The sequence below is a fragment of the Stenotrophomonas indicatrix genome, assembly GCF_002750975.1.
Taxonomy (GTDB): domain Bacteria; phylum Pseudomonadota; class Gammaproteobacteria; order Xanthomonadales; family Xanthomonadaceae; genus Stenotrophomonas; species Stenotrophomonas indicatrix.
On the sequence record NZ_PEJS01000001.1, the window covers coordinates 577,151 to 601,191 of the forward strand.

Here is a 24,041-nt window from a genome sequence, read left to right on the forward strand (position 1 = left end):
CTGGTGGAGCCAAATCGGCGGAGGTTGCCGGCCAGCGGCCAGCACTACCCGCGATCTTCCAGCCCAGGAGCCTTGCTCGTTCGCAGGTAGCGCCGGGCCATGCCCGGCGGGCACCTGAACGAAAGGCCGCCGGGCATGGCCCGGCGCTACCGATGACGTACATCGGGGCCTTCTCCGCGATCTTCCAGCCCAGGGCCCCCTTGTTGTTAAAGGGGGCGCGCCGAAGGCGCGGGGATAAGGAGGAATGCGCGGGCAATTCTGCCTGAGCCGGGGACTGGGACCATGGTCTATTTGGGACCTCGGCCCCGGCTCAGGCATAATTGCGGGTGAAACTTCCTTTGCGCCGGCGTTTCCGGGCACGTCCGGACGGCGTTTTTCCCCCTGTTCGGAACATCGATCAATGACGCAGAAAATTACGGTCATCCGCGGCGACGGCATTGGCCCGGAAATCATGGACGCCACCCTGTTCGTGCTCGACCAGCTCAACACTGGCCTGGAGTACGAAGACGCCGACGCCGGCCTGGTGGCCCTGGAGAAGCACGGCGATCTGATGCCGGCGGTGACCCTGGAATCGATCGCGCGCAACAAGGTCGCGCTGAAGAGCCCGCTGACCACGCCGGTTGGTGGCGGCTTCACCTCGATCAACGTCAGCCTGCGCCGCCACTTCGACCTGTACGCCAACGTGCGTCCGGCCCACACCTTCCCGAACACCAAGTCGCGTTTCGATAACGTCGACCTGATCACCGTTCGTGAGAACACCGAAGGTGCGTACCTGGCCGAAGGCCAGGAAGTGTCGGCCGACGGCGAGACCGCTTTCTCCGGCACCCGCATCACCCGCAAGGGCTCCGAGCGCATCGTGCGTTACGCCTTCGAGCTGGCCCGCAGTGTCGGCCGCAAGAAGGTCACCGCCGTGCACAAGGCCAACATCATCAAGTCGACCTCGGGCCTGTTCCTGGCCGTGGCGCGCGAAGTCGCCGCGCAGTACCCGGACATCGAGTTCCAGGAAATGATCGTCGACAACTGCTGCATGCAGCTGGTGATGCGTCCGGAACAGTTCGATGTGATCGTCACCACCAACCTGTTCGGTGACATCATTTCCGACCTGTGCGCCGGTCTGGTCGGTGGCCTGGGCCTGGCCCCGGGCGCCAACATCGGCAAGGACGCGGCGATCTTCGAAGCCGTGCACGGCACCGCGCCGGACATCGCCGGCCAGGGCAAGGCCAATCCGTGCGCCCTGCTGCTGGCGGCGGCTCAGATGCTCGACCACGTCGGCCAGCCGGAAAACGCCGAGCGCCTGCGCAAGGCCATCGTCGCCACGATGGAAGCCAAGGATTCGCTGACCGGCGACCTCGGCGGCACCGGCAACACGATGGGCTTCGCCAAGGCGATCGCCAGCCGCCTGTAAGCGGCGGCTCGACTCCGATTGGATCCACAGCGGGGCGCCTTCGGGCGCCCCGCTGCGTTTCACCGGCCAGCAGATCCACGCCATGCGTGGATGGCGGCATCTCCAAGGAAAATGATCTGTGCGAAAACCGCACAGATTGTGTGCTCAACGGCGGCTGGTTCGTGCATTCAATGCTCCTCATCCTGTGCCCACTTTCCACCGCACAGGAGCTTGACCATGAACCTCACTGCTTTCGGCCTGGCCGGCCTGATCGGCATGGCTGCCACCACCCCGGTTGTCGCCGCCGAGCCGGTCCACCCCACCATCCGCCATATGGCCGGCGCTGCGGCTGCCACCTCGCTCGACGCAGCGAAGACGGCCGTGCTGGTGATCGACTTCCAGAACGAGTACTTCGACGCCAGCGCCGCGTCCGGTTTCGCCGGTGGTCGCATGGTCATTCCCGATGGTGTAGCGGCCCTGCGGCAGACGCGTCGTGTGGTCGACTTCGCTGATGCCAACGGCATCCGCGTGATCCATGTGCAGCACGTACTGCCGGCAGGCGCGCCGCTGTTTGCAGAAGGCAGTGTCAACGCCGCATTCCACCGTGACATGCAACCGCGCAAGGGCGAGACCGTGGTGCAGAAGGACAACGTCAGCGTGTTCGCCGGTACCTCGGCAGCGGCCCTGGACAAGGTGTTGAAGGATGCCGGTATCGACGCCCTGATCGTCACCGGGCTGCAGACCCACGCCTGCGTTGCCGGTGCTGCACGCGATGCTGCTGCGGCGCCGCGCGGCTATCGGGTGATCGTGGCTTCCGATGCCTCTGCCAGCCGTGATCTTGATCTGGCCAATGGCGGGACCATCGGCCATCGCGCATTGCATGAGGCGTCGCTGGCGCAGATCGAGGATGCCTTTGGCGATGTGATGACCACCTCGGCGATTCTGGCCCTGCCGGTGCGCAAGGCAGGCAACGGCACTTGATAAGCTGGCGGGGTCCGCAGCCTGCGGGCCCCGCCGACTGGAGCGCGCTGCCGATGGACCATTTCGCCGCCCTGCGAGCCCTGCGCGCGATCGTCGACGCCGGCAGTTTCACTGCCGCCGCCGAGCGGCTGGGTACCACCCATTCGGCGATGTCGCGGCAGTTGCGTCAACTTGAAGAGCACCTGCAGGTGCGGCTGCTGGATCGCAACAGCCGGCGGCTGTCGTTGACCGAGGCCGGGCGCGACTACTACCGCGAGGCGGTGGCGCTGCTTGACCGGCTGGAGGCCGCCGATGACCGTGCGCGGGCCGGCCAGGCCCAGCCCAGCGGGCGCGTGCGGGTCAGCGTGCCGCAGGTGGTCGCCAGCCAGGAGCTGCCGCATTGGCTGCCTGGCTTCCTGGCGCGCTATCCGCAGGTTGCGCTGGAACTGTCGGCCGACGATCAGCTGGTCGATGTGGTCGGCGGGGGCTTCGACCTCGCCCTGCGCATCGCACCGTCCCTGCCTGACAGTCAGCTGGTCGCCCGTGAACTGGCGCGATGCCCGCGCATCCTGGTTGCGGCACCGGCGTACCTCGCCCGGCAGGGACTGCCTCGACAGGTGGCCGACCTGCAGAACCACACCTTGTTGGGGTTCAACCCTGTTGCGGCGATGACGCCGTGGCAGCTGCACGGACCGCGCGGTGTCATCGCCAGCGTGGAAGCAGGCCAACGACTGCGCGTGGACGCCACGCCGGCACTGTATGCGGCCGTGCTGGCCGGGATGGGCATCAGTCTGTTCACCGCGCTTACGGTGCAGGAAGATCTTCGCGCCGGCCGCTTGATCCGCGTGCTTCCCAGCTGGCACGGTGGCACGCGCTGCTATTTCGCGCTGTATCCCCATGCGCGTGCGCTGGCGCCGAAGGTGCGCGCGCTGGTCGATCATCTCGCCACGCATTACGCTGCAGCGTCGGGTGCGGCAGGGTAAGTCGCACGGCAGTGGTGAGGAGTGGGGATGGAGCCGGTGTATCTGCTGGTCGCGCTGGGCGCGATCGTCGCGGGGTTCGTGCAGGGCCTGTCGGGATTCGCGTTCGGCATGGTCGCGATGTCGTTCTGGGCGTGGGGGCTGGATCCCCGGCTTGCGGCGACGCTGTCGGTGTTCGGCGCACTGGTCGGCCAGTTGCTGGCGGTATTCACCGTGCGCCGTGGCTTCAACCTGCGCCTGCTGCTGCCGTTCGTGCTCGGTGGGTTGGCGGGCATTCCGCTTGGCGTGCTGGTGCTGCCGCAGCTGGACATGGCCTGGTTCAAGGCGCTGTTGGGAGGTTTCCTGGCGCTGTGGTGCCCGGTGATGCTGATGGCGCGTTCGTTGCCACCGGTCACCGTTGGCGGCCGGTTCGGCGACGCGCTGGCCGGCATGGCCGGTGGTGTGCTCAGTGGCATCGGTGGCTTCGCCGGGCCGGTGCCGACCCTGTGGAGCACGTTGCGCGGCTTCGGCAAGGACGAGCAGCGCGCGGTCATCCAGAACTTCAATCTGGCGATGCTGGCGGTGACCATGGCCACCTATGTCGGTACCGGCATGGTCACCCGGCAGATGCTGCCGTACTTCGCCATTGTCGCGCCGGCGATGCTGGTACCCACGCTGCTGGGGGCGAAGCTGTATATCGGTATCAGTGAGGCGCGTTTCCGGCAGATCGTCCTCGGCCTGCTGACCGCTTCCGGTGTGGCCATGCTGGCCTCGTCGCTGCCGTTGCTGCTGTCCCGTGGGGTGGCGGGATGAGGGCTCAGGCGGGCCGCAGCATGCGGAAGCGTTGGTCGGCGGTGATCCGGAAGTAGTCGGCCGGTCCGCCACCGCGCAGGATGGTGTCGCTCGCTGCGGTGTCGTAGATGCCGTCGACGAGCAACCGCGTATCGATATGCACGGCGACCACTTCTCCCAGTACCAGCCAGCCATTGGTGTCGTTACCGGCCGCGTCGCGCAGACGCACGATCTGCGTGCAGCGGCACTCCATGCTCACCGGGCTCTGCGCAACGCGCGGCGGTGCAACCTGCTCCGAGGCCAGTGGTGTCAGCCCGGCCAGGACGAACTCGTCCACGTCTGGCGCGACTGCGCGGCAGCTCTCGTTCATTGCCTGGGCCAGATCAAATGTGGCGAGGTTCCAGACGAACTCGCCGGTGGCTTCGATGTTGCGCAGCGAGTCCTTGCGGCCCTGGCTGCTGAAGCCAATGATCGGCGGCGTGTAGTTGAACGCGTTGAAGAAGCTGTAGGGCGCCAGGTTCACATTGCTGTCGGCATCACGACTGCAGATCCAACCAATGGGTCGGGGGCCGATGATGGCGTTGAACGGATCGTGTGGCAGGCGATGGCCATCGGCCGGGCGATAGCTGTGGAAGCGGGGAGGGAGGGTGTCTGCCATTGGGCGTGTCTCCGCGGGAGTCGAGCGTGCTCGACGCTACAAAAAAAGGCCGCGATCCCGACGGACCGCGGCCTTGTCGTTTACGGCATGGGCTGGATCAGCGCTGCTGGATCTTCGACAGCAGGCGCAGGAACTCCACATACAGCCAGACCAGGGTCACCATCAGGCCGAATGCGCCATACCATTCCATGTACTTCGGCGCGCGCTGGGCCACGCCGGTTTCGATGAAGTCGAAATCCAGCACCAGGTTCAGCGCGGCCACGACCACCACGAACAGGCTGAAGGCGATGCCCAGCCAGCTGGCGTCATGGATCACCGGCACGTTGATGTTGAAGAAGCCCAGCACGAACGAGGCCAGGTACAGCAGGGCGATGCCGCCGGTGGCGGCGACCACGCCGAGCTTGAAGTTCTCGGTGGCCTTGATCAGGCCGCTGCGGTAGGCGAACAGCAGTGCGAACAGGGTGCCGAAGGTCAGCAGCACGGCCTGGAACACGATGCCCGGGAACTTCATGTTGAACACGGCCGAGATGGCACCCAGGAACAGGCCTTCCACCAGCGCATAGAGCGGTGCGGTGACCGGCGACCATTCCTTCTTGAACACGGTGATCAGGGCCAGCACCAAGCCACCGATCGCCCCGCCCATGGCGTACAGCTTGGCGCCGGCCATCACCTGGCCGTAGTCGTCCACGGTCTGGTTCCAGGCGAAGGCCGCGGTCAGCACGGTCAGCAGCAGCAGGAAGCCGGTCTTGTTGACGGTGCCATTGAGGGTCATGGCCTGGTCGGGGCTGGTCACCACCGAGCCACTGGCCAGATCGAGGAAGGTCGACTCGGAAAGAGCCGGGTTGCCGCTGCGCATGCGAGGTCTCCGTGCGAAAAGGGGGCGATTGGGCCATCCGGCCGCTGGCTGCGAGCATAGCCGATGACTGCGCAAGCTGTGGTCATGGCGGGGCAGGGCTGGGATTGCGCGTTGACAGTTCGCAGGGCGCTTGGCCACAATGGCCAGCTCCCCGGGTCCATGCCCGAGGGGATTGCAACACCGGGGTATAGCGCAGTCTGGTAGCGCGCCTGCTTTGGGAGCAGGATGTCGGGGGTTCGAATCCCTCTACCCCGACCAATCCCACGTCACGTCGGATTGGACGCCGTTCCGGTTCGGGCGCCCGTAGCTCAACTGGATAGAGCACCGGCCTTCTAAGCCGGCGGTTACAGGTTCGATTCCTGTCGGGCGCGCCATTGGTGCGACACCGGAACGTAGCTGGCGGATGTGAAGAAGTGCTTGCAAAAGCATGCAGACTCCACCAGAATATCGGACTCGCTTCGGCGGACCTGAACTTCGGTGACAGTCCTCGGGCAACGTATCAAGCGTCAGCGTCGGCAGCATTGGCGGTGAAGCTAAAGTTTCAGTGGTGGCTGTAGCTCAGTTGGTTAGAGTACCGGATTGTGATTCCGGTGGTCGGGGGTTCGAATCCCCTCAGCCACCCCACTGATTCAACCGCATCGGCATCGCCGAAACGGTATTGCAATAAACAGGTCGCCGGCTATAATGTGCGCCTGAGTTTCAAGGGCTGTTAGCTCAGTTGGTAGAGCAGTTGACTCTTAATCAATAGGTCCAAGGTTCGAATCCTTGACAGCCCACCAAGACAGAAGCCATCGGGTCCGCCCGGTGGCTTTTTTCTTCAAGATGTAACCCTTCGCGATGGATCGCCGGTTGCAGTGCTTGTTTCAACGACGTTGAAGAAAGTGCTTGCAACGCCCTCGCGGATCGGGTCATAATTCGCCCCCCGATTTCGGGCTGTTAGCTCAGTTGGTAGAGCAGTTGACTCTTAATCAATAGGTCCAAGGTTCGAATCCTTGACAGCCCACCAGACGAAAGCCACTTGGTCCGCCAAGTGGCTTTTTTCTTTATGTCTCCGCTGGCGTGGAGCCGGCTGGAGGATAGCCCCCTTGAGTCAAGGGGGCGCGGCGAAGCCGGGGGGATGTGGGCGTTGGTGAGAGGGGCCCGCGCGGTGCGCAGCAGCGCGTGGGGCGGCAGCGCGAATGCGCGGCCGCGTCCCCAAGGTTCGAATCCTTGACAGCCCACCAGACGAAAGCCACTTGGTCCGCCAAGTGGCTTTTTTCTTGCCTGCGGCAGCGTCGGTAGATCCACGTCATGGGTGGATATCGCAGGCATTGATGGGTTCATCCACGCATGGCGTGGATCTACTGAAGCGTGGCTGAAATCAGCGTCACATGCGTCATCAGCATCTTCAATGCTGTGAGCTGCTTCTCACCGGTTGCTGTCGGCATCGCTCCCAATAGGTGTTCCGCGCCGAAGGCGCATGCATGAGGAGTGCTTCGATGACGTTCAACAAGAGCACGGGCGTGATGCTGTCCAGCCTGGTGGTGATCGCGCTGTCAGGCTGCAGGGCGGACGAGGCGGCTACCGCCGCTGCACCGGACTACGCGCGGACGGTCGAGCGATCTGCGGATGTCGACCACATCGCGGCACAGCCGGTGGAGGGTCGCGACGCCACGCAGTCGACCGGGGCGACAGGGGAGGCGCTGCCTGCTGGCGCGGTTGAAGTGGCGCGCTCCGTCGATGGCGCCACGCTGGAAACACCCAGTGACGATGCGGCCGGCGTCCCTGCGGGCGAAACACCCGGGCCCGCGCCGGCCGCCCGCTGACCAGGATCGGCCTGGGGCGGGATGCGCCCAGGCCGGCTCCAAAGGGCAATTTCCCTGTTCAGTTTTGTGGAAGCCTTCCGCTTTCCGCCCCCGCCTGCAACAATGAACACCTGAGCCGGCCACGCGAAAGTGGCGGAATTGGTAGACGCCCTGGATTTAGGTTCCAGTGCCGCAAGGCGTGGGGGTTCGAGTCCCCCCTTTCGCACCAGGCCGGCCCGTCCCCCGCCCAGTCGGGCATTCCGCGTCAACCCCTGCGCCCGGCCGTGCTGGCGGCGCCGCCCGAATTGGGCGAAACTAAAGGGCTGCGGCAAGCAGGCGCGTCATCGACGTCGTGTCCTTACAACCGTTTCATCCATCATCGAGCCGGGGGCCAGGGCGCCACCGGTGGCAGGAGTCAACATGCAAGCTTCGATTGAAACCATCGGCAACCTGGAACGCCGCCTGAGCTTCTCGCTGCCGGAAGACCGTCTGCAGAGCCACATCAACGGCCGCCTGGGCGAAATCGCCCGCACCACCCGCATCAAGGGTTTCCGTCCGGGCAAAGTGCCGGCCAAGGTGATCGAGCAGCGCTTCGGCGCGCAGGTCCGTGGCGAGGCGCTGGACGGCCTGCTGCGCGAAACCTTCGACGCCGCCGTGCGTGAGCACGACCTGCGCATCGTCGGCAGCCCGCGCATCGACAAGGGTGACGAGGGTGAGTTCTCCTTCGTGGCCACCGTTGAAGTGGTGCCGGACTTCGGTGACATCGACGTCAGCAAGCTGACCGTGGTGCGCCACACCGCCGAAATCACCGATGCCGACATCGACCAGATGATCGAAAACCTGCAGACGCAGCGTCGCAGCTGGTCGCCGGTCACCCGTGCCGCGCAGGACGGCGACCTGGTCGCACTGGAAACCTGGTCGCAGGCCGGTGACGAGCGCCTGCCGGCCGAAGGCACCGAGAAGGGCAGCATCGTGCTCGGCCAGGGCATGATGTTCGAGACCATCGAACAGGGCCTGGTCGGCATGGCCAAGGACGAAGAGAAGACCCTGGACGTCGAGTTCCCGGCTGACTGGCGCGTGCCGGCGCTGGCGGGCAAGACCGTGCAGGTCACCGTGAAGGTCAGCGACGTGTCCGAGCCGGTCGTGCCGGCCGTCGATGAAGCCTTCATCAAGAGCTTCGGCGTGAAGGGTGGCGACGTCGAGCAGTTCCGCAGCGACATCCGCGCCAACCTCGAGCGTGAGCTGAAGGGCGCACTGATGAACCGCCTGCGTCGTGAAGTCGGTGAGCAGCTGATCGCGGCCTATTCGTCGGTGGAAATGCCGCCGCGCCTGGTCGAGAACGAAGCCCGTGCCATGCTGGCCCAGCAGGTCGAGCAGATCCGCCGCAGTGGCCGCAACCCGGGCGAGATCCCGGCCGACGCCCACGAAGGCTTCAAGGACGCTGCTGCCAAGCGCGTGCTGGTCGGCCTGGTGGTCGGCGAAGTGGCCCGCAGCAACGACCTGCGCCTGGAGCCGAAGCGTCTGAATGAAACGATGCGTCTGATCGCCTCGACCTACGAAGAGCCGGAACAGGTCATTGAGATGTACCGCAACGACCCCCAGCTGATGTCTGGCCTGCAGAACCGCGTGATGGAAGAGCAGGTGATCGACTGGATCGCCGAGCGCGCCCAGCACACTGAAGAAAAGCTGTCGTTCCAGGACGCGATCCGCCAGTAATCCCTGGCGGATTGCCGGATACCCCGCGCCAGCCCTGGCGCGGGGGTGTTTCCCCCCAAGATAGGTACCTCACGAAATGGACAACCGAACCAAAGCCCTGAACATGGTTCCCATGGTGGTCGAGCAGACCAGCCGCGGCGAGCGTGCCTACGACATCTATTCGCGCCTGTTGAAGGAGCGCCTGATCTTCCTGGTTGGCCCGATCGACGATCACATGGCCAACGTGGTGGTGGCGCAGCTGCTGTTCCTGGAAGCGGAAAACCCGGAAAAGGACATCAGCATCTACATCAACTCGCCGGGTGGCGTGGTCACCGCCGGCATGGCGATCTACGACACCATGCAGTACATCAAGCCGGACGTGAGCACCATCTGCGTTGGCCAGGCCGCCTCGATGGGCGCGCTGCTGCTGGCGTCCGGTGCGGCGGGCAAGCGCTATGCGCTGCCGAACTCGCGGGTGATGATCCACCAGCCGCTGGGTGGCTTCCAGGGCCAGGCCACCGACATCGACATCCACGCACGCGAGATCCTGACCCTGCGTGCGCGCCTGAACGAAGTGCTGGCCAAGCACACCGGCCAGTCGCTGGAGACCATCGCGCGCGATACCGAGCGCGACAACTTCAAGAGCGCGGTCGATGCGGTCGCCTACGGCCTGGTCGACCAGGTCCTGGAGCGTCGTCCGGAAGAGTCGATCCAGGCCGGCTGACCGGCACCCACGGGGCCATGGCAGGCCCCGTTCCTGCAGGGTCGGCTGGACTGATGTCCCTCCGGCCCTGTGTTATTCTCGAATCGAACCCCCGTTCAGCGGGTGGGGTAACTGGGTAAGCGAAGCATGAGCGAAGACCGCCAAGGTCGTTCCACGGACACCGGCAAGATCCTCTACTGCTCTTTCTGCGGCAAGAGCCAGCATGAAGTGCGCAAGCTGATTGCTGGTCCGAGCGTGTTCATCTGCGATGAGTGCGTGGAGCTGTGCAACGACATCATCCGAGAGGAGCTTGAGGAAAAGGCGCAGTCGGCGCGCAGTTCGCTGCCCAAGCCGCGCGAGATCCTCGAGGTGCTCGACCAGTACGTGATCGGACAGAACCGCGCCAAGCGGACCTTGGCCGTGGCCGTGTACAACCACTACAAGCGCATCGAGAGCCGCCAGAAGAACGACGAAGTCGAGCTGGCGAAGTCGAACATCCTGCTGGTCGGTCCGACCGGTTCGGGCAAGACCCTGCTGGCCGAGACCCTGGCCCGCCTGCTCAACGTGCCGTTCACCATGGCCGACGCCACCACGCTGACCGAAGCCGGTTACGTGGGCGAGGACGTGGAGAACATCATCCAGAAGCTGCTGCAGAAGTGCGACTACGACGTCGAGAAGGCACAGCAGGGCATCGTCTACATCGATGAAATCGACAAGATCTCGCGCAAGAGCGAGAACCCGTCGATCACCCGCGATGTGTCCGGCGAAGGCGTGCAGCAGGCCCTGTTGAAGCTGATCGAAGGCACCGTTGCCAGCGTTCCGCCGCAGGGTGGGCGCAAGCATCCGCAGCAGGAATTCCTGCAGGTGGACACCAAGAACATCCTGTTCATCTGCGGCGGTGCGTTTGCCGGCCTGGACAAGGTGATCCAGCAGCGCTCCAACGACGCCGGCGGCATTGGTTTCGGCGCCAAGGTGAAGAGCAGCGAGCGCAAGCAGGAAGTGGGCAAGGTGCTGGCTGAAGTCGAGCCGGAAGACCTGATCAAGTTCGGCCTGATTCCCGAGTTCGTGGGCCGCCTGCCGGTGGTCGCGACCCTGGAGGAGCTGGACGAGCCGGCCCTGATCCGCATCCTGACCGAGCCGAAGAACGCCATCACCAAGCAGTTCAAGAAGCTGTTCGAGATGGAGAACGTCGAGCTGGAGTTCCGTCCGGACGCGTTGTCGGCCATCGCCAAGAAGGCGCTCAAGCGCAAGACCGGCGCCCGCGGCCTGCGCACCATCGTCGAATCAGTCCTGCTGGACACCATGTACGACCTGCCGTCGCAGGAAAACGTCAGCAAGGTTGTCGTGGATGAATCGGTGATCGAGCACAAGTCCGAGCCGTACCTGATCTACCAGACCCCGCCGGTCCCTGAACAGAAGGCCGCTGGCGCCGAATGATTCTTTCAACTTGTTGAATAGAAAGAATTTTCTCGGAACGTCTTGCATCTGAAAGCCGATGGCCCCATAACGGGGCCATCGGCTTTTTTTGTCTCCGGAAGATGCCCTCCCGGAGACGGTTTTCCCCTTCCCTGGAGCCCCCATGGCCCGTTCCCCAAGTGAGACCCTCGACCTGCCGGTCCTGCCGCTGCGCGACGTAGTGGTATTCCCGCACATGGTCATCCCGCTGTTTGTCGGCCGCGACAAGTCCATGCACGCGCTGGAACAGGCGATGGAAGCAGACAAGCGCATCCTGCTGCTGGCGCAGAAGTCGGCCGAGACCGATGACCCGCAGGCCGCCGACCTCTACCAGGTCGGCACGCTGGCGCAGGTGCTGCAGCTGCTGAAGCTGCCCGACGGCACCATCAAGGTGCTGGTCGAAGGCCTGTCGCGCGTGCAGGTGACCAGCGTCAGCGAACGCGATGGATCGCTGCACGGCCAGGCCGTGGAAATCGAGGCCGCCGATGCACGCGAGCCGCGCGAAATCGAGGCCATCGCCCGCTCGCTGATGTCGCTGTTCGAGCAGTACGTCAAGACCAACCGCAAGCTGCCGCCGGAACTGCTGCAGACCCTGGCCGGCATCGATGAGCCGACACGCCTGGCCGATACCATCGCCGCCCATATCAGCGTGCGGTTGTCGGACAAGCAGCGCCTGCTGGAAACGCTGGCCGTGGGCGAACGCCTGGAGATGCTGGTCGGCCTGGTCGACGGCGAGATCGACGTGCAGCAGATGGAAAAGCGCATCCGCGGCCGCGTGAAGTCGCAGATGGAAAAGAGCCAGCGCGAGTACTACCTCAACGAACAGATGAAGGCCATCCAGAAGGAACTGGGTGACCTGGACGATGCGCCGGGCGAACTGGAAGAGCTGGCGCGCAAGATCGCCGAAGCGGGCATGCCCAAGCCGGTGGAAGCCAAGGCGCGCAACGAGCTCAACAAGCTCAAGCAGATGTCGCCGATGTCTGCCGAAGCAGCGGTCGTGCGCAACTACCTGGAGTGGCTGCTGGGCGTGCCGTGGAAGAAGCGCAGCAAGGTGCGCAAGGACCTGAAGGCCGCGCAGGACACCCTCGATGCCGATCACTACGGCCTGGAGAAGGTCAAGGAACGCATCCTTGAATACCTGGCGGTGCAGTCGCGGGTGAAGCAGATGAAGGGTCCGATCCTGTGCCTGGTCGGGCCGCCGGGCGTGGGCAAGACCTCGCTGGGCCAGTCCATCGCCAAGGCCACCAACCGCAAGTTCGTGCGCATGTCGCTCGGTGGCGTGCGCGATGAAGCCGAGATCCGTGGCCACCGTCGTACCTATGTCGGTTCGATGCCGGGCCGCATCGTGCAGAACCTCAACAAGGTGGGCAGCAAGAACCCGCTGTTCGTGCTGGACGAGATCGACAAGATGTCGATGGACTTCCGTGGCGATCCGTCCTCGGCGCTGCTGGAAGTGCTCGATCCCGAGCAGAACAACGCGTTCAACGACCACTACCTGGAAGTGGACCTGGACCTGTCCGAAGTGATGTTCGTGGCGACCTCCAACTCGCTCAACATCCCCGGCCCGCTGCTGGACCGCATGGAAGTGATCCGCATCCCCGGTTACACCGAGGATGAGAAGCTCAACATCGCCACCCGTTACCTGTCGCCCAAGCAGATCAAGGCCAACGGCCTGAAGCCGGAAGAGCTGGAGATCGGCAGCGATGCCATCCAGGACATCGTGCGCTACTACACGCGCGAATCCGGCGTGCGCAACCTGGAGCGCGAGATCGCCAAGATCTGCCGCAAGGTGGTGAAGGAAATCGCGCTGGGTGGGCCGCAGCCGGTGGCGAAGGCGAAGAAGGGTGCGCGCAAGTCCAAGGCGCTGGTGAGCGTGTCGAGCAAGAACCTGGACAAGTACCTGGGCGTGCGTCGCTTCGACTTCGGCCGTGCCGAAGAAGAGAACGAGATCGGCCTGGTCACGGGCCTGGCCTGGACCGAAGTCGGTGGCGATCTGCTGCAGATCGAATCGACGCTGGTACCGGGCAAGGGCCAGCTGATCCTGACCGGCCAGCTCGGCAACGTGATGAAGGAATCAGCGTCGGCGGCGTTGTCGGTGGTGCGTTCGCGCGCCGAGCGCTTCGGCATCGATGCGGACTTCCTGCAGAAGCACGACGTGCATCTGCATGTACCCGATGGTGCGACGCCGAAGGATGGCCCCAGTGCCGGTGCGGCAATGGTGACCTCGCTGGTGTCGATGCTGACCAAGGTCGCCGTGCGCGCCGACGTGGCGATGACCGGCGAAATCACCCTGCGTGGTCGCGTCACCGCGATCGGCGGTCTCAAGGAGAAGCTGCTGGCGGCCCTGCGCGGCGGAATCCGCACGGTGATCATCCCCGATGAGAACCGCAAGGATCTTGCCGACATTCCGGCCAACGTCACCCGCGACCTGGAGATCGTGCCGGTGAAGTACATCGAGGAAGTGCTCGATCTGGCCCTGGAACGTCCGCTGGCACCGAAGAAGACGCGCAAGAGTGCGCAGCGCGTCACGGTGCGCAGCAAGGCCAAACCGAGTGGAAACGCGCGCGTCAAGCATTGATGCGTCCTGTCGAAATGCTTGAAACCCGCGTCGTTGCTGGCTTTCCAGCTTGCGTGGGGGTAGGGCCGCTGGTATAAAAGCAGCACTCGCGAATGAGTGATCGCAGTCAGCGCTCACTGAATTCGGCGAACCGTTTCCACATGGCAACCGCATGCAGACGTCGTGCGGTTGCTTCCCTGTCGAATACGCGGAACCCACCGCCAAAGGAGTTGTAAAGAATGAACAAGACCGAATTGATCGATGCCGTTGCTGAAGCTGCCGACCTGACCAAGGCCGAGTCCAGCCGCGCTGTCGATGCCGTCGTTGCTGCCGTCACCAAGGCGCTGAAGGACGGCGATGCGGTCACCCTGGTCGGCTTCGGTACCTTCCAGGTCCGCGACCGTGCTGCCCGCACCGGCCGCAACCCGAAGACCGGCGACACCATCAAGATCGCTGCTTCGAAGAATCCGTCGTTCAAGGCTGGTAAGGCCCTGAAGGATGCTGTAAACTAAGCGGCTCGCTGGGGTGCTTAGCTCAGCGGTAGAGCGTCTCCTTTACACGGAGAGGGTCGGGGGTTCGAAACCCTCAGCACCCACCACAGCACCGCGGTAAGTTTGAAATGTGGAGCGGTAGTTCAGCTGGTTAGAATGCTGGCCTGTCACGCCGGAGGTCGCGGGTTCGAGTCCCGTCCGCTCCGCCATTTTCAACGAGGCCCCCGGCCGAAAAGCTGGGGGCCTTGTTTTCTCTCCAACCAACGGGTTGTAGAGAAAACAAAGAGGTCTGCAATACGGAGCGGTAGTTCAGCTGGTTAGAATGCTGGCCTGTCACGCCGGAGGTCGCGGGTTCGAGTCCCGTCCGCTCCGCCATTGCAAAACTCTTAAATCCTCGTGAAAAAACTTTGAAAAAAGTGTTCAGCGGGGTAGGTTTTCAGGAAGTCTTCGGATATACTGAGCGCCTGCAAAGTTTCAAGCGCGGAGCGGTAGTTCAGCTGGTTAGAATGCTGGCCTGTCACGCCGGAGGTCGCGGGTTCGAGTCCCGTCCGCTCCGCCAACTCTAAGAGCCCTCGACGCAAGTCGGGGGCTTTTTCTTTGCGCCGTTTCCATCATTCGATGCGCGCGAACCTGTAGATCGCCTGGGCGGGATGGCGCCAGGCCCTGCTGCCACTGCTTTTGGTCCACGCCGCGAAGCGGGTTACACTGCCGGGCTCGCCAATCAAGCCTTGTGATTCCTCACCATGCTGCAGAAACTCCGCGACAAGACCTCAGGCTGGATCGTCACCGTGATCCTGGGGCTGCTGATGATTCCGTTCCTGTTCGTGATCGACAACAGCTACCTCGGTGGCGTCGGCGCACAGAACGTCGCCAAGGTTTCGGCACCGCCGACCTGGTGGCGCTCGGCACCGTCCTGGTGGCCGGTGCGCATGATGTGGCAGCACCATGAGATCAGTGCACAGGACTTCCGCACCCGTTTCGAGCAGGAACGCATGCGCGAACGCCAGCAGCAGGGCGAGAACTTCGACCCGCGCGCGTTCGAAAGCACCGAGAACAAGCTGGCCGTGCTCGACCAGTTGATCGACGAGCAGGTCGTGCGCCTGGTCGGTGAGCAGGCCGGTGTCGTGATTGGCGACGGCGCTGTGCGCGAATACATCACCACCATTCCGGGCTTCCTGGGCGCCGATGGCAAGTTCAGCGAAAGCAATTACCGTCTGGCCCTGGCCGGTGGCAATCCGCCGCGCACGCCGACCCAGTTCCAGGAACTGGTGCGTGAGAGCCTGCAGCAGTCGGTGATCCCGTCGGGCCTGCAGAATTCCGGCTTTGTCACCCAGGCCGAGACCGAGCGTCTGTTGAAGCTGCTGGGCGAGACCCGCGATGTGGAACTGGCCGCGCTTCCGGAAGTTCCAGTGGATACCGCGCCGGTGACCGACGCGCAGATCAAGCAGTGGTACGACAGCCATGGCAAGGATTTCCGCCAGGCCGAATCGGTGTCGCTGGAATATGTCGAGCTCAATGGTGCCAACCTGTCGGCGCCGACTGCGGCCGACGAAGCGACCCTGCGCAAGCGCTATGAAGACGAGAAGGCCAAGTTCACCACGCCGGAACAGCGCCAGGCCGCGCACATCCTGATCACCGGCGACGGTGCTGAAGCCAAGGCCGCCAAGCTGGCTGTCGAAGCAAAGGCGGCAGGTGCCGACTTTGCCGCGCTGGCCAAGGCGAACTCGGAAGATCCCGGCTCCAAGGCGCAGGGCGGTGACCTGGGCTGGGTGGAGCGGGGCGCGATGGTCAAGCCGTTCGAAGACGCACTGTTTGGTGCCAAGGCGGGTGAGGTGATCGGCCCGGTCAAGACCGACTTCGGTTACCACATCATCAAGGTCGCAGCGGTTCGTGGTGGCCAGGGCAAGTCCTTCGAAGAAGTACGCGACACCTTGGCTGCCGAGCAGTTGAAGGCCGACGGCGAGCGCGGCTTCAACGATCTGGCGGGCCGCCTGGTCGATGCCATCAACAAGAGCCCGAGCGACCTGTCCGCGGCCGCCAAGGCGGTCGGCCTGTCGATGCAGACGCTGGGCCCGATCACGCGCACGACCGCCACCGGTATTGCCGCTGATCCGGCCGTGCTGCGTGCGGCCTTCTCCGACGTCCTGGTGCAGGACGGTACCGCCAGCGATCCGATCGCCCTGGGCGGCAGCAGCAATCACAGCGTGGTGATCCGCGTTGCCGCGCATACCCCGGAGCAGGCGCTGCCGCTGGACAAGGCGCGTGAGCAGGTGATCGCCGCGATCCGTGCCGACCGTCAGCGCCAGGCCGGTGACAAGGCCGCCGATGCCCTGCTGGCCAAGCTGAAGGCCGGCGCGACCCTGCAGTCGCTGGCTGCCAGCGAGAAGCTGCAGCTGAGCCCGATGCCGGGCCTGCCGCGCAGCCAGCCGGTGCCGACCCCGGAGATCAACCGTGCGATCTTCAGTGCGCCGCTGCCTGCCGAGGGCAAGCCGAGCTACGGCAAGGTCGATGTCAACGGCCATGCGCTGGTCTTCGCGGTGAACAAGGTCAACCCGGGCGACATCAAGGAAGTGACCGCCGAACAGCAGAAGCAGTTGAAGGACCAGCTGAGCCAGATCGACGGCATGGCCGCGGCCAAGGCCTACATCGAGGCGATGCGCAAGAAGTTCTTGATCCAGACCACCGAAGCGAACCTGTAAGCCCTCCGGCGAGCAGGAACGAAAAGGCCCGGCATTGCCGGGCCTTTTTTGTTGTCGCAACCCTGATCGATCCGTGACCTGCGCGATGAGTGCCGACCAAGGTCGGCCGCTACCAGAAGCGAAGCGACCTGCTCCTGCTCTTCATCCTTCAATCCATGGGTGCCACCGGAAACCATCAGGGGACGGGCGGGGTGGGCGCGCGGGGGTGTCCGCGGCATGGATGCCGCGGACAAGCCCCCAAGGATGGGTTCACGGCGTCCCCGTGGGTCCACCTCGCTCGTCCCAACTCATGAATGCTGCTGCCGCCACCCGCGAGGGGCTTCGCCGTTGGCCGGAAACGGCGCGTCAGCGCCGCACCGACCTCAGTCTTCGACGCGCAGTACCGCGCCTGGCTTCAGCACGCTGCTGCCGCTCAAGCCGTTCAGCGACAACAGCGCCTTCACCGGCATGCCGTAGCGGCGGGCGATGGTCCATGCCGATTCGCCATTGCGCACGGTGTGGCGACGGTTGCGCGGGCGATCGGCAGCCGAGGCGACCACCTTGGCCACCTGCGGGCTCGGCGCGGCGCTGGCGGTGCTGGCCACTGCTGTTGCAACGGCCTTGCTGGTGATGTCGGCAACGTCCGCGCTGGACGCCGAAACCGGGGCCAGTACGCGGGCGGTGCCCGACGGGCGGTTGCCGGCGGCCAGTGCCGGATTCAGGCGGGCGATCTTCGCCGGGTCCAGCGCGCGCTGGGCGGCCCACTGCTGGACGCTGGTGCCCGCCGGCAGGGTGTGGTCCTTCAGCACCGGTACGGTGCGGTCCAGCGAGGCCATCACGCCCGGCTGGTCTTCCACGTCTTCCAGCACGCAGGCCAGGGCATGCAGCTTCTCGACGTAGGCATGGGTGACCGGCGACAGCCCGGGCAGGCCGGCCGGCTTGGCGTTCTGCGCATTCATGCCGGCCTTGCGCATGGACTGCAGCACGCGGTATTCACCGGCGTTGTAGGCCATCGTGGCCAGCCGCCAGTCACCGCCGAACATGCCATGCAGGGTCTTCAGGTAGCGCACGGCGGCCTGGGTGGACTCCACTGCCGACAGTCGGCCGTCGTAGTTGTTGCTCATCGGTACGCGATGGTTGCGTGCCGTGGTGGCGATGAACTGCCACAGGCCGGTCGGGCCGCTGCCGTTGCGGGCATTGGGCCGGTAGCCACTTTCGACGAAGGGAATCAGGGCGAATTCGGTGGGCAGGTTGGCTTTGCGCAGCTCTTCGACCACATAGCCGAACAGCACCAGCGCGTCGTCATCCTGGTTGGCCAACCGCGAAGGCGCATGGGCGAACTGCTTCTGCCAGCGCGGGCTGGTGGCTTCGGCGTCACAGGTAGGTTCTGCAAGGCCGTCGCGGAAGCTGGAGAAGATCTCCTGGCCGTTACGTACCGATGCGGCCGGCAGCGTTGACGGATCCAGCGGCAGGGCCGAGGCGGCGGTCAGGTTCTGGCTGATGCCGGCGCCCAGCGATTGTGCGCCGGCAGTTCCGGCCAACCCCAGGACGAGACCCAGGGCCAGCGGCAGACTTCGGCGACTCATGCGCGGAAGCCGTCTTTCCAGTGCCGGAGACCGGCCATGACGTCGACGTCGTCCACGACTTCGCGCCCCAGGTGCGCCGACACGGCCGCGCGGATGGGCGCCGTGTGGGTACGCAGGAACGGATTGCAGGCAATTTCATCGGCCAGGGATACTGGCAGGGTGGAACGGTCATCGCGGCGCATGGCCAAAGCCTCCTCTTGGCGCTGCAACAAGGCAGCGTTGGCGGGGTCGACATGCCGCGCGAAGACGGCATTTGACACGGTGTACTCGTGAGCGCAACACAGCAGCAGTTGCGCGGGCAGGGCACCCAGCTTGCGCATCGATGCCAGCAGCTGGGACGGCGTACCTTCGAACAGGCGCCCACAGCCCAGGCTGAACAACGAATCTCCGCTGAAAAGCTGTTCAGCGGTGTGAAACGCGATGTGGCTGCGGGTGTGCCCGGGGACGGATAGTACGTGGAACATCCGGCCCAGTGCCTGAACACGTTCACCTTCACCGACCCGCTCGGTGGCCATCGGGATGCGCTCGTCGACCGGTGCGACCACGCGCACCCCGGGGAAACGCGCCTGCAGCGCCGGTACTCCGCCGATGTGATCGTCGTGGTGATGGGTGAGCAGGATGGTGTCCACGCGCACGCCTTGGGCGGCCAGCGCCAGTACCGGCGCAGCGTCGCCGGGATCGACGACCACGGCAGCACCGTCGTCGGCAATCAGCATCCAGATGTAATTGTCCGCAAATGCGGGCAGGGCAGTCAGTCGCATAGAATTGGACCATGCCCGCGCTGCAGAGCACCCGTCAAGCGAGCCAGGCCCCGTGGTTCGACAGTGAACCGGCGGAGGCCCTGCGCGTGCTCGAACGGCAGCTGCTGCTGCCGCAGCTGTCGCTGCTGCCGACCCGGCCCTGGTTGTGGATCGCCCCCAGCGCCGCCTGGCTGGCGGATGCGCAGCTGGGCGGTCGGGGCCTGCGCCTGCATCGCCAGGGCAGTGGTTACGCCGGCGATACCCGCTGTGCCCTGCCGTTGCCGCTGCCCAACGAGAGCGTCAACGCCATCGTGCTGCAGCATGTGACCGTCGGCGATGCCGACCATCTGCTGGACGAATGCGAGCGCGTGCTGATGCCCGGCGGCCATCTGTGGCTGACCAGCCTCAACCCGTTCAGCCCGTTCCGCACGCGCTGGCGCCAGCACGGGCTGGTGGTGCGCACGCCGCAGCGGATCCGCCAGCTGCTTGAGCGCCATGGGCTGGAATGCGAGGACATGCGTTACCTGGGGCCGATGTGGCAGGGTGCCGGCAGCCGCCGTCGCGGCGGATGGGCCCCCCTGCGCGCGGCCTGCCTGTTCCACGCTGAAAAACGCACGCTGGCCCTGCCCGGGCCGACCCCGTTGCCCGTGCGTTGGCACGGCACCGTTGCTACCTGATCTGGAGTTGTATTGAAAACCATCGAAATCCACACCGACGGTTCCTGCCTCGGCAATCCCGGCCCCGGTGGCTGGGCGGCGCTGTTGCGCTACAAGGGGCACGAGCGCGAACTGAGCGGTGGCGAAGCGCATACCACCAACAATCGGATGGAGCTGATGGCGGCCATTTCCGGGCTGGAGTCGTTGACCGAGCCCTGTGAGATCGTCCTCTATACCGATTCGCAGTACGTACGGCAGGGCCTGACCCAGTGGCTGCCGGGCTGGATCCGCAAGAACTGGAAGACCGCCGGCGGTGACCCGGTGAAGAACCGTGAACTGTGGGAGCGCCTGCAGGCCGCCACGCTGCGGCACCAGATCGACTGGCGCTGGGTGAAAGGCCATTCCGGCGACCCGGACAATGAACGTGTGGATACCCTGGCCCGCAACGCCGCGATCCAGATCCGCGACGGCAGCCCGGTAAACTGAGCCGATGCGTCAGATCATCCTTGATACCGAAACCACCGGCCTGGAGTGGAAGAAGGGCAACCGCGTCGTCGAAATCGGCTGCGTCGAGTTGTTCAAGCGCCGCCCGACCGGCAATACCTATCACCAGTACCTGAAGCCGGACTGCGAATTCGAACAGGGTGCGCAGGAAGTGACCGGCCTGACCCTGGAATTCCTCGCCGACAAGCCGGAGTTCGCGCAGGTCGTGGAGGAGTTCCTGGCCTTCATCGATGGCGCCGAGCTGATCATCCACAACGCCGCGTTCGACCTGGGCTTTCTCGACAATGAGCTTTCCCTGTTGGGAGAGCAGTACGGGAAGATCACCGACCGCTGCACGGTGATCGATACCCTGGCGCTGGCGCGCGAGCGCTTCCCGGGCCAGCGCAACTCGCTCGACGCCCTGTGCAAGCGGCTGGGCGTGGACAACTCGCACCGCGCCCTGCATGGCGGTCTGCTGGATGCGCAGATCCTGGGGGATGTGTACATCGCGTTGACCTCGGGCCAGGAGGAGATCGGCTTCGGGCTGGGCGATGACGATGCCGGTGGCGCTGCGGCGTTGCAGGCGTTCGATGCGTCCAAGCTGCTGCCGCGGCCGCGCGTGGTGGCCACGCCGTCGGAGCAGGAAGCGCATGCGGCGCGTCTGGAACGGCTGCGCAAGAAGGCCGGCCACGCGTTGTGGGACGGCCCGAAGTTGGAAGAGGCCGCGAGCGCGTAGGCGCAGCGGTGGCGTGCGAAATGCAGCCACGCATGGCGTGGTGATGCGTGTGAAATGCAGCCACGCATGGCGTGGCTCTACTGTAGATCCACGTCATGCGTGGATGGCGTGGATCAGTGGCAGCGCACCAGGATCACGGTGATGTTGTCCGAACCGCCGCCGTCGAGGGCGGAGGCGACCAGGCTGTCCACGCATTCCTGCGCGCTGGCGTCGTCGAAGGCGAGGGTGCGGGCGATGCCGCGGTCATCCACTTCCTCGGTCAGGCCATCACTGCACAGCAGCAACTGCATGCCCGGGCGCAGCTCGCCGCTGGTGGTCGCCACGTTCAGGTGTGCCGGGTCGGTGACGCCCAGTGCCTGGGTGACCACGTTCCGGTGGGGATGGGCGCGCGCCTGCTCGGCGGTCAGGTTGCCCTGCGCGACCAGTTCCTGCACCACGCTGTGGTCCTGGCTGAGCTGGGCAAGCTGGCCATCGCGCCACAGATAGGCGCGGCTGTCGCCGACCCAGGCCACTTCGTAACGGTTGCCCTGCACCCGTGCAGCGACCACGGTGGTGCCCATCGGCAGGCTGTCGTTGCGCCGGCGCGAGGCGCGGATGATCTCTTCGTCGGCGGTGCGGATCGCCTGCGCCAACGGCGCGCCACGGCGGATCTCACGGACGATGGTCTCGCGCGCCAGTGCGCTGGCCACTTCGCCGCAGGCGTGCCCGCCCATGCCGTCGGCTACCAGCCACAGGGCCAGCTCGCCGTCACCGTAATAGGTGTCCTCATTGAGCTCGCGGCGCAGGCCGGGGTGGGTGAGATGTCCGAATTCGATCATGGTGGGTGCTGGGCGAGGGGGTAATGCCGGGGAGAACGGCATCATCACGGCCAAGCGGACATCCGGCAAGCCATGCAGTCAGGAAAATTTCACTTCATTGGGCGCAATGACTTGTCGTCAGCCGCGCTTCCTCGTATGATGCGCGTCCCCGGTTCGCCGGGGAACATCTGGAGAGGTGGCAGAGCGGTTGAATGTACCTGACTCGAAATCAGGCAGGCGTTTATAGCGCCTCGGGGGTTCGAATCCCCCCCTCTCCGCCAGATTAAAAAAGAAGGGCTGCCGAAAGGCAGCCCTTCTTTTTTAATCTGGCGCGGGGATGCGACGACGCTTAGCGCGTCGCCCCAAACGTTGCGATGCAACGTTCGGGCCCCTCCCTTTGCCGACCTTCCCCCGGATGCTTGAGTAGATCCACGCCATGCGTGGATGCTGTTCGCGTGCCGCGGGTTACCATGTGTGCATCATTTGCTGGAGCGTTCCCCATGACCGCTGAAATCCTCGTCCCCGTTTCATTCGGCGAGCTGCTGGACAAGATCTCGATCCTGCAGATCAAGTCCGAGCGCATCAGTGACGAAGGCAAGCTGGCCAACGTACGCAAGGAGCTGTCCGCGCTGGAAACCACGTGGATGGCGCACCCGGCGGCAGTGAAGGACATCGCCAAGCTGCGCGCCGAGCTGAAGGCGGTCAACGAGCAGCTGTGGGAGATCGAGGACGACATCCGCCTGAAGGACAAGGCGCAGGCGTTCGATCAGGGGTTCATCGACCTGGCGCGCAGCGTGTACCTGCGCAACGACGAACGCGCACGCATCAAGAAGGCGATCAACCTGGCGCTGGGTTCGGCGTACGTGGAAGAGAAGTCCTACCAGGATTACACGCAGCGCGCGTAATCCCGGGCGGCCCGACGCAGTAGATCCACGCCATGCGTGGCTGGATCTCCCGGGTTGCGGGACGGTGCGGACCAAGGTCCGCACCCAGTAGACAGCGCTCAGCTGCCCGGCGTGCCACTCACCCCAGATGGTCGGCGACGTAACGCTCGAACGCGGCAATGCCGTCCTCGACGGTGATCAGTTCCATCACATCGTCGAATTCGATCTTGGTGCCCCACTTGAGGTCGGCTGCCTGCTTGCCCAGATACTTGCGCGCCGCGTCGTCGTAGCGGTCCGCGCAGTAGCGGCGGTCCGAATACGGGCCGCTGCGGTTCGGGTTGCTGGCCGCATGCAGGCCCAGCACCTTGGTACCCATTGCGTTGGCAATGTGCATCGGGCCAGAGTCCGGAGTCATCACCAGATTGGCGCGGGCCAGCAGGGCCGGCAACTGCTTGAGCGTGTCCTTGCCGACCAGGTCCAGTGCCGGAACATCCAGCTGGGCCTGGATGGCGTCGGCCATGCTGCGCTCCAGTTCGCTGCGGCCGCCGCACAGTACGATCCGCCAACCGCGCGTGACGGCATGGTTGGCGACCTCGGCATAGCGGTCGGCGTACCAGTTGCGGCGCACGTGGCTGGAGCAGGGCGAGATCATCAGCACCGGCCGGCCATCGTCCTGCCATTGCGCAGCGGCCCAGTCATAGGCTGCCTGCGGCACGGCCAGGTCCCAGCTGACATCAGTCTGGCGCAGGCCCAGCGGCTCGCAGAAGCTGCCGATGGCATCGAGCACATGGATGCCCGGGCGATCAGGGATGCGTTCGTTGATGAAGAGGCCGTGCAGATCCTTGGAGCGGCTGCGGTCGTACCCGATGCGGCGCTCGGCAGGAATGAAGGCGGACAGCACGTTGGCGCGGAACGCCACCTGCATCTGCAGCAGGGCCTCGAAACGCCCGGGTGGCAACTGCTTGCGCAGCTCCTTCACTCCGGCCATGCCGGTCTTCTTGTCGTAGGCGTGGAAGGTGACGCCCGGCAGGCCATCGAGCAGCTTCTGCCCGACCTTGTCGATGATCCAGTGGATCGGCGTGTCCGGGCGCGCGGCCTGCAGGGTGCGCACCAGCGGCACTACGTGGGTCACATCGCCAAGAGCGGACAGGCGCAGAAGACACAAGGAGGAGGACGCTGATGCCATG

21 protein-coding genes and 11 tRNA genes are annotated in these 24,041 nt (G+C 64.9%); 26 read left to right on the forward strand and 6 right to left on the reverse strand.

Features of this window, described 5'->3' with window-relative positions:
* The first annotated feature begins 400 nt into the window (after positions 1-400).
* The 4 genes from CR918_RS02630 (at position 401) to CR918_RS02645 (ending at position 4,116) form a co-directional block, all read left to right on the forward strand.
* A complete protein-coding gene (locus tag CR918_RS02630) occupies positions 401-1,405 on the forward strand; it encodes an isocitrate dehydrogenase (RefSeq protein WP_033830456.1) in 1,005 nt (334 codons plus the stop codon).
* A gap of 216 nt (positions 1,406-1,621) precedes the next feature.
* A complete protein-coding gene (locus CR918_RS02635; RefSeq protein ID WP_099841980.1) occupies positions 1,622-2,365 on the forward strand; it encodes a cysteine hydrolase family protein in 744 nt (247 codons plus the stop codon).
* A 53-nt stretch (positions 2,366-2,418) separates the two neighbouring features.
* A complete protein-coding gene (locus tag CR918_RS02640) occupies positions 2,419-3,327 on the forward strand; it encodes a LysR family transcriptional regulator (protein ID WP_025878130.1) in 909 nt (302 codons plus the stop codon).
* 27 nt (positions 3,328-3,354) lie between these two features.
* Positions 3,355-4,116 carry a sulfite exporter TauE/SafE family protein gene (locus CR918_RS02645; RefSeq protein ID WP_099841981.1) on the forward strand — a complete coding sequence of 254 codons (762 nt, stop codon included), beginning with the start codon at positions 3,355-3,357 and terminating at the stop codon, positions 4,114-4,116.
* A 4-nt stretch (positions 4,117-4,120) separates the two neighbouring features.
* On the opposite strand, the gene CR918_RS02650 is transcribed toward CR918_RS02645, so the two are convergent.
* On the reverse strand, positions 4,121-4,753 hold the full coding sequence (locus tag CR918_RS02650) for a flavin reductase family protein (RefSeq protein WP_099841982.1): 633 nt from the start codon (positions 4,751-4,753) through the stop codon (positions 4,121-4,123).
* A 97-nt stretch (positions 4,754-4,850) separates the two neighbouring features.
* Positions 4,851-5,609 (reverse strand): Bax inhibitor-1/YccA family protein, encoded by a 759-nt coding sequence (locus CR918_RS02655; RefSeq protein ID WP_025878135.1) that lies wholly within the window; start codon positions 5,607-5,609, stop codon positions 4,851-4,853.
* A 181-nt stretch (positions 5,610-5,790) separates the two neighbouring features.
* Between CR918_RS02655 and CR918_RS02660 the strand changes: the two genes are divergently transcribed.
* The 17 genes from CR918_RS02660 (at position 5,791) to CR918_RS02740 (ending at position 16,993) form a co-directional block, all read left to right on the forward strand.
* Positions 5,791-5,867, forward strand: a tRNA-Pro gene (locus CR918_RS02660).
* A gap of 39 nt (positions 5,868-5,906) precedes the next feature.
* Positions 5,907-5,983 (forward strand) — tRNA-Arg (locus tag CR918_RS02665).
* A gap of 173 nt (positions 5,984-6,156) precedes the next feature.
* Positions 6,157-6,233: transfer RNA gene (locus tag CR918_RS02670), tRNA-His, on the forward strand.
* 79 nt (positions 6,234-6,312) lie between these two features.
* Positions 6,313-6,388, forward strand: a tRNA-Lys gene (locus CR918_RS02675).
* Between the two features lie 151 nt (positions 6,389-6,539).
* Positions 6,540-6,615 (forward strand) — tRNA-Lys (locus CR918_RS02680).
* A 472-nt stretch (positions 6,616-7,087) separates the two neighbouring features.
* The gene (locus CR918_RS02685) at positions 7,088-7,414 is read left to right on the forward strand and encodes a hypothetical protein (RefSeq protein ID WP_099841983.1); all 327 of its coding nucleotides are present in this window, start codon (positions 7,088-7,090) and stop codon (positions 7,412-7,414) included.
* A 123-nt stretch (positions 7,415-7,537) separates the two neighbouring features.
* A tRNA-Leu gene (locus CR918_RS02690) sits at positions 7,538-7,622 on the forward strand.
* A 191-nt stretch (positions 7,623-7,813) separates the two neighbouring features.
* Positions 7,814-9,109, forward strand: a complete 1,296-nt coding sequence (gene tig, locus CR918_RS02695; protein ID WP_025878140.1) for a trigger factor — start codon at positions 7,814-7,816, stop codon at positions 9,107-9,109.
* Positions 9,110-9,185: 76 nt separating this feature from the next.
* Positions 9,186-9,812 carry an ATP-dependent Clp endopeptidase proteolytic subunit ClpP gene (clpP, locus tag CR918_RS02700; RefSeq protein ID WP_025878142.1) on the forward strand — a complete coding sequence of 209 codons (627 nt, stop codon included), beginning with the start codon at positions 9,186-9,188 and terminating at the stop codon, positions 9,810-9,812.
* 126 nt (positions 9,813-9,938) lie between these two features.
* Positions 9,939-11,228: an ATP-dependent Clp protease ATP-binding subunit ClpX gene (gene clpX, locus CR918_RS02705; protein ID WP_025878143.1), complete on the forward strand. Its 1,290-nt coding sequence runs from the start codon at positions 9,939-9,941 to the stop codon at positions 11,226-11,228.
* Between the two features lie 142 nt (positions 11,229-11,370).
* Complete coding sequence (gene lon / locus CR918_RS02710) at positions 11,371-13,824, forward strand: endopeptidase La (RefSeq protein ID WP_025878144.1); 2,454 nt, start codon at positions 11,371-11,373, stop codon at positions 13,822-13,824.
* Between the two features lie 218 nt (positions 13,825-14,042).
* Positions 14,043-14,315 (forward strand): HU family DNA-binding protein, encoded by a 273-nt coding sequence (locus tag CR918_RS02715; protein WP_004146343.1) that lies wholly within the window; start codon positions 14,043-14,045, stop codon positions 14,313-14,315.
* An 11-nt stretch (positions 14,316-14,326) separates the two neighbouring features.
* Positions 14,327-14,401 (forward strand) — tRNA-Val (locus CR918_RS02720).
* 25 nt (positions 14,402-14,426) lie between these two features.
* Positions 14,427-14,503 (forward strand) — tRNA-Asp (locus CR918_RS02725).
* An 89-nt stretch (positions 14,504-14,592) separates the two neighbouring features.
* A tRNA-Asp gene (locus tag CR918_RS02730) sits at positions 14,593-14,669 on the forward strand.
* A 107-nt stretch (positions 14,670-14,776) separates the two neighbouring features.
* Positions 14,777-14,853 (forward strand) — tRNA-Asp (locus CR918_RS02735).
* A 184-nt stretch (positions 14,854-15,037) separates the two neighbouring features.
* Entirely contained in the window at positions 15,038-16,993 is a 1,956-nt protein-coding gene (locus CR918_RS02740) for a peptidyl-prolyl cis-trans isomerase (protein ID WP_099841984.1), read from the forward strand.
* A gap of 362 nt (positions 16,994-17,355) precedes the next feature.
* Here the strand turns inward: CR918_RS02740 and CR918_RS02745 are convergent, their stop codons facing one another.
* Together CR918_RS02745 and gloB are read right to left on the reverse strand one after the other, a co-directional pair.
* Positions 17,356-18,558 (reverse strand): lytic transglycosylase domain-containing protein, encoded by a 1,203-nt coding sequence (locus CR918_RS02745; protein WP_099841985.1) that lies wholly within the window; start codon positions 18,556-18,558, stop codon positions 17,356-17,358.
* A complete protein-coding gene (gene gloB / locus CR918_RS02750; protein ID WP_033830463.1) occupies positions 18,555-19,319 on the reverse strand; it encodes a hydroxyacylglutathione hydrolase in 765 nt (254 codons plus the stop codon). The genes CR918_RS02745 and gloB overlap by 4 nt, the downstream gene beginning before the upstream one ends.
* A gap of 11 nt (positions 19,320-19,330) precedes the next feature.
* Between gloB and CR918_RS02755 the strand changes: the two genes are divergently transcribed.
* The 3 genes from CR918_RS02755 to dnaQ are packed head-to-tail and all read left to right on the forward strand — an operon-like array spanning position 19,331 to position 21,173.
* Positions 19,331-19,975, forward strand: coding sequence for a class I SAM-dependent methyltransferase (locus tag CR918_RS02755; RefSeq protein ID WP_025878154.1), 645 nt, complete (start codon positions 19,331-19,333; stop codon positions 19,973-19,975).
* A gap of 12 nt (positions 19,976-19,987) precedes the next feature.
* The gene (rnhA, locus tag CR918_RS02760; RefSeq protein ID WP_025878155.1) at positions 19,988-20,440 is read left to right on the forward strand and encodes a ribonuclease HI; all 453 of its coding nucleotides are present in this window, start codon (positions 19,988-19,990) and stop codon (positions 20,438-20,440) included.
* A gap of 4 nt (positions 20,441-20,444) precedes the next feature.
* Entirely contained in the window at positions 20,445-21,173 is a 729-nt protein-coding gene (gene dnaQ / locus CR918_RS02765; RefSeq protein ID WP_099841986.1) for a DNA polymerase III subunit epsilon, read from the forward strand.
* Positions 21,174-21,286: 113 nt separating this feature from the next.
* Here dnaQ and CR918_RS02770 read toward each other — a convergent pair whose 3' ends face one another.
* Positions 21,287-21,991 carry a PP2C family protein-serine/threonine phosphatase gene (locus CR918_RS02770; protein ID WP_025878157.1) on the reverse strand — a complete coding sequence of 235 codons (705 nt, stop codon included), beginning with the start codon at positions 21,989-21,991 and terminating at the stop codon, positions 21,287-21,289.
* Positions 21,992-22,160: 169 nt separating this feature from the next.
* Here CR918_RS02770 and CR918_RS02775 point away from each other — a divergent pair.
* A tRNA-Ser gene (locus CR918_RS02775) sits at positions 22,161-22,251 on the forward strand.
* 219 nt (positions 22,252-22,470) lie between these two features.
* On the forward strand, positions 22,471-22,875 hold the full coding sequence (locus CR918_RS02780; protein ID WP_032977378.1) for a DUF6165 family protein: 405 nt from the start codon (positions 22,471-22,473) through the stop codon (positions 22,873-22,875).
* Positions 22,876-22,993: 118 nt separating this feature from the next.
* On the opposite strand, the gene CR918_RS02785 is transcribed toward CR918_RS02780, so the two are convergent.
* Positions 22,994-24,040, reverse strand: coding sequence for a glycosyltransferase family 9 protein (locus CR918_RS02785; RefSeq protein ID WP_088101167.1), 1,047 nt, complete (start codon positions 24,038-24,040; stop codon positions 22,994-22,996).
* Position 24,041 lies beyond the last annotated feature (1 nt).

Coding starts and splice junctions, on each gene's coding strand:
- CR918_RS02715 (WP_004146343.1), top strand. CDS start 14,043: ATGAACAAGACCGAATTGATCGATGCCGTTGCTGAAGCTGCCGACCTG.
- CR918_RS02640 (WP_025878130.1), top strand. CDS start 2,419: ATGGACCATTTCGCCGCCCTGCGAGCCCTGCGCGCGATCGTCGACGCC.
- CR918_RS02685 (WP_099841983.1), top strand. CDS start 7,088: ATGACGTTCAACAAGAGCACGGGCGTGATGCTGTCCAGCCTGGTGGTG.
- clpP (WP_025878142.1), top strand. CDS start 9,186: ATGGACAACCGAACCAAAGCCCTGAACATGGTTCCCATGGTGGTCGAG.
- CR918_RS02635 (WP_099841980.1), top strand. CDS start 1,622: ATGAACCTCACTGCTTTCGGCCTGGCCGGCCTGATCGGCATGGCTGCC.
- CR918_RS02655 (WP_025878135.1), bottom strand. CDS start 5,609: ATGCGCAGCGGCAACCCGGCTCTTTCCGAGTCGACCTTCCTCGATCTG.
- CR918_RS02745 (WP_099841985.1), bottom strand. CDS start 18,558: ATGAGTCGCCGAAGTCTGCCGCTGGCCCTGGGTCTCGTCCTGGGGTTG.
- CR918_RS02630 (WP_033830456.1), top strand. CDS start 401: ATGACGCAGAAAATTACGGTCATCCGCGGCGACGGCATTGGCCCGGAA.
- dnaQ (WP_099841986.1), top strand. CDS start 20,445: ATGCGTCAGATCATCCTTGATACCGAAACCACCGGCCTGGAGTGGAAG.
- CR918_RS02755 (WP_025878154.1), top strand. CDS start 19,331: ATGCCCGCGCTGCAGAGCACCCGTCAAGCGAGCCAGGCCCCGTGGTTC.
- CR918_RS02780 (WP_032977378.1), top strand. CDS start 22,471: ATGACCGCTGAAATCCTCGTCCCCGTTTCATTCGGCGAGCTGCTGGAC.
- CR918_RS02645 (WP_099841981.1), top strand. CDS start 3,355: ATGGAGCCGGTGTATCTGCTGGTCGCGCTGGGCGCGATCGTCGCGGGG.
- CR918_RS02770 (WP_025878157.1), bottom strand. CDS start 21,991: ATGATCGAATTCGGACATCTCACCCACCCCGGCCTGCGCCGCGAGCTC.
- CR918_RS02650 (WP_099841982.1), bottom strand. CDS start 4,753: ATGGCAGACACCCTCCCTCCCCGCTTCCACAGCTATCGCCCGGCCGAT.
- gloB (WP_033830463.1), bottom strand. CDS start 19,319: ATGCGACTGACTGCCCTGCCCGCATTTGCGGACAATTACATCTGGATG.
- CR918_RS02740 (WP_099841984.1), top strand. CDS start 15,038: ATGCTGCAGAAACTCCGCGACAAGACCTCAGGCTGGATCGTCACCGTG.
- clpX (WP_025878143.1), top strand. CDS start 9,939: ATGAGCGAAGACCGCCAAGGTCGTTCCACGGACACCGGCAAGATCCTC.
- tig (WP_025878140.1), top strand. CDS start 7,814: ATGCAAGCTTCGATTGAAACCATCGGCAACCTGGAACGCCGCCTGAGC.
- lon (WP_025878144.1), top strand. CDS start 11,371: ATGGCCCGTTCCCCAAGTGAGACCCTCGACCTGCCGGTCCTGCCGCTG.
- CR918_RS02785 (WP_088101167.1), bottom strand. CDS start 24,040: ATGGCATCAGCGTCCTCCTCCTTGTGTCTTCTGCGCCTGTCCGCTCTT.